The sequence below is a fragment of the Longimicrobium sp. genome, from assembly GCF_036554565.1.
GTDB lineage: Bacteria > Gemmatimonadota > Gemmatimonadetes > Longimicrobiales > Longimicrobiaceae > Longimicrobium.
On the sequence record NZ_DATBNB010000051.1, the window covers coordinates 1 to 3,617 of the forward strand.

Here is a 3,617-nt window from a genome sequence, read left to right on the forward strand (position 1 = left end):
GGGCCGGCCAAGGCCGCCAAGATCCTTGCCGCCCTGGACCTGGGCCGCCGCGCCGCCCGGGAGTCGCTTCCCGTGCGGGTGCAGGTGGCCTCGGCGCGCGACGTGTACGAGCGCATGCGCCTGGCCATGCGCGACCTTCCACAGGAAGAGTTCCACGTGCTGCTGCTGAATCGCCAGAACGAGGTGCTGCGCGAGGTGGTGGTCACGCGGGGCACCCTGGACCACTCCAACATCCACGCGCGCGACGTCTTTCGCCCGGCCATGGCCGAGAGCGCGTCGTGCGTGGTGGTGGTGCACAACCATCCCGGCGGTCGGCCCACCCCCTCGCCCCAGGACAAGGAGCTCACGCGCGAGCTGTGCGTGGCCGGGCGGCTGGTGGGCATTCCCGTGCACGACCACGTGATCGTGGGCGAGCACGGCTACTACTCGTTTGCCGAGGCGGGGGTGCTGGAGCGGCTCTGACGGCGCGGCAGGGGTGACCACGGCCCGACAATCGCTTACATTTCACGGCATGTGCACCCCTGCCTTCGCACCCGTTCCGCTCCGCCGCGCCGCCCTCGGGCTGACGCGTGTGCACGCGCGCGCGCCGGAGGCGCGCGGCTGATGGCACAGCAGGCCCCCCTCCTGCAGGGCGCCGACGAGGCGCGCGAGCACGCGCGAGGCATTCTGCCGCCCGACCTGTTCGCGGCGGTGGAGCCGTACGCCGGGCGGCTGGACCTGGACCTGATCACCCGGGCGTACGAGTTCAGCGCGGTCGCGCACCAGGGGCAGAAGCGCCACTCGGGCGAGGACTACATCGTCCACTGCATCGAGGTCGCCAAGGTGCTGGCCGAGCTGCACCTGGACTCGGCCACCATCGCCGGCGGGCTGATCCACGACGTGGTCGAGGACACGCCGGCCACGCTCGAGGACGTGCGCGCGGCGTTCGGGCCCGAGGTGTCGACGGTGGTGGACGGGCTCACCAAGATCGCCAAGGTGCAGTTCCGCACCAGCACCGAGCAGCAGGTGGAGAACTTCCGCAAGCTGCTGCTGAGCATGGCGCAGGACGCCCGCGTGATCCTGATCAAGCTGGCCGACCGGCTGCACAACATGCGCACGCTAGACTGGCTGCGCGAAGACAAGCGCCTGCGCATTGCGCTGGAGACGCGCGAGATCTACGCGCCCCTGGCGCACCGGCTGGGCGTGGCGGCGCTGAAGTGGGAGCTGGAGGACCTGTGCTTCAAGTACCTGGAGCCCGAGCCCTACCGCGACCTGGCGCGCCGCGTGTCCGAAAAGCGCCGCGAGCGCGAGGAGTGGATCGAGAACCTTCGCGTGCCGCTGGAAAGCGAGCTGCGCGAGGCGGGGATCGACTGCGAGGTGACGGGGCGGCCCAAGCACCTGTGGTCCATCTACCGCAAGATGGTGCAGCGCGAAAAGGAGTACGACGAGATCTACGACCTGATGGCCGTGCGGGTGATCGTCGACACCATCGCCGACTGCTACCATGGGTTGGGCGTGATCCACAACCGCTGGACGCCGCTGACGGAGCGGTTCCACGACTACATCGCCACGCCCAAGAGCAACATGTACCAGTCGCTCCACACGACCATCTTCGGTCCGGGGGGGCGGCTGTACGAAATCCAGATCCGCACGCGCGAAATGCACCGCACCGCCGAGTACGGCATCGCGGCGCATTGGAAGTACAAGGAAGGGCCGCGCGGCGACGACGTCGACGAGACGCTGACCTGGTTCCGCCAGGTGCTGGAGTGGCAGCAGGAAACGAAGGAGCCGGAGGAATTCATGGAATTCCTTCGCATCGACCTGTTCCAGGACGAGATCTTCGTGTTCACGCCCATGGGCGACGTCAAGCAGCTGCCCAAGGGTGCCACGCCCATCGACTTCGCGTTCGCCGTGCACACCGAGGTGGGGCTTCACTGCGCCGGCGCGCGGGTGAACGGGCGCTACACGCCCATCACGCGCGAGCTCAAGAACGGCGACCAGGTGGAGATCGTCACCGACGCCAAGCAGCGGCCCTCGCGCGATTGGCTGGCTTTCGTGAAGACGGCCCGGGCGCGCAATAAGATCCGCCAGTGGATCAAGGACGAGGAGTTCGGCGACTCGGTGCGGCTGGGCCGCGAGTTCATCGAGCGCGAGATCCGCAAGGCGCGCCGGGAAAAGGTGTCGGAAGACCGCTTCGGCGAGGCGGCGCGCGTGCTGGACCTTCCCGACGCAGCCCACCTGTTCGCCGCGCTGGGGCGCGGCGACCTGGGCCCATCGAAGGTGATGGCGGCGCTGTGGCCCGAGGCGGTTGACGAGCCGCCGAAGCCGCCCTCCGCCTTCGAGCGGCTGGTATCGCGGGTGCGGGGCGAGCAGACCAACGCCCCGGTGAAGATCCAGGGGATGAGCAACCTGATGGTTCGCTACTCCCAGTGCTGCCAGCCGGTGCCCGGCGACAAGGTGGTGGGGTACGTAACGCGCGGCCGCGGGGTGAGCATCCACCGCATCGACTGCCCCAACATCCTGCAGCTGCAGGGGCACCCCGAGCGGCGAGTGGAGATCGACTGGGACGGTGGCGGGGCCGACCGCTTCTTCGTGCGGCTGGGGATGGAGGGGAGCGACCGGCGGGGCCTGTTCGCCGACATCGCCAGCGCCATCTCGGCGACCAACACCAACATCAAGAGCGCCGACATCAACGCCGACCAGCACGGCATGCGTGGCGACTTCGTGGTGGAGGTGGAGAACCTGGCGCACCTGAACCGCGTGCTGAACGCCATCAAGAAGGTGAAGGGCGTGATGCGCGTGGAGCGGCGCGAGCAGACGGACCTGGCCGAGGTGGCCGAGGTGAGCGAGGCGTAGTTTTCGTGTTTTACGGGGGTTCCTGAATGCCGTTCGATCTCGTTTCTCCCTTTTCTCCCGCGGGCGACCAGCCGCGCGCCATCGCCGAGCTCACCGAGGGGCTGAAGCGGGGAGACAAGTACCAGACGCTCCTGGGCGCCACCGGCACCGGCAAGACGCTGACGATGGCGCACGTCATCGCCCAGCACGGCAGGCCCGCGCTGGTGATGAGCCACAACAAGACGCTCGCCGCGCAGCTGTACGGGGAAATCAAGAACTTCTTTCCCCGCAACGCCGTCGAGTACTTCATCAGCTACTACGACTACTACCAGCCCGAGGCGTACGTACCGAGCACCGACACGTACATCGAAAAGGACTCGTCCATCAACGAGGACATCGAGCGGCTGCGCCTGCGCGCCACCTCGTCGCTGATGGAGCGCGACGACGTGATCATCGTCTCCTCCGTCTCGTGCATCTACGGCCTGGGCGATCCGCAGGAGTACCGGTCGCAGATGCTGGTGCTGGAGGTGGGGCAGGAGATCACGCGGAAGAAGATCCTGGAGGGGCTCGTCGCCATCCAGTACTCGCGCAACGACGCCTCGTTCGTGCGGGGCACCTTTCGCGTCCGCGGCGACACGGTAGAGGTGTATCCCGCGTACGAGGAGCAGGGCGTCCGCATCGAGCTGTGGGGCGACGAGATCGAGCGCATCTCCCGCTTCGACCCGCTCACCGGCGACACCATCGCCTCGCTGAAGCGCGCGGCCATCTACCCGGCCACGCACTTCGTGACGCAGAAGTCCACG

At 68.0% G+C, this 3,617-nt stretch carries 3 protein-coding genes; all 3 read left to right on the forward strand.

From position 1 onward, the window contains the following. A partial coding sequence (locus VIB55_RS01400; protein WP_331874872.1) for a JAB domain-containing protein occupies window positions 1-462 on the forward strand: 462 nt, incomplete at its 5' end. Between the two features lie 141 nt (window positions 463-603). Next, complete coding sequence (locus VIB55_RS01405) at window positions 604-2,835, forward strand: bifunctional (p)ppGpp synthetase/guanosine-3',5'-bis(diphosphate) 3'-pyrophosphohydrolase (protein ID WP_331874873.1); 2,232 nt, start codon at window positions 604-606, stop codon at window positions 2,833-2,835. 26 nt (window positions 2,836-2,861) lie between these two features. Continuing rightward, the coding region (locus VIB55_RS01410) for a DEAD/DEAH box helicase family protein (RefSeq protein ID WP_331874874.1) at window positions 2,862-3,617 on the forward strand (756 nt) is incomplete at its 3' end.

Coding starts and splice junctions, on each gene's coding strand:
- VIB55_RS01405 (WP_331874873.1), top strand. CDS start 604: ATGGCACAGCAGGCCCCCCTCCTGCAGGGCGCCGACGAGGCGCGCGAG.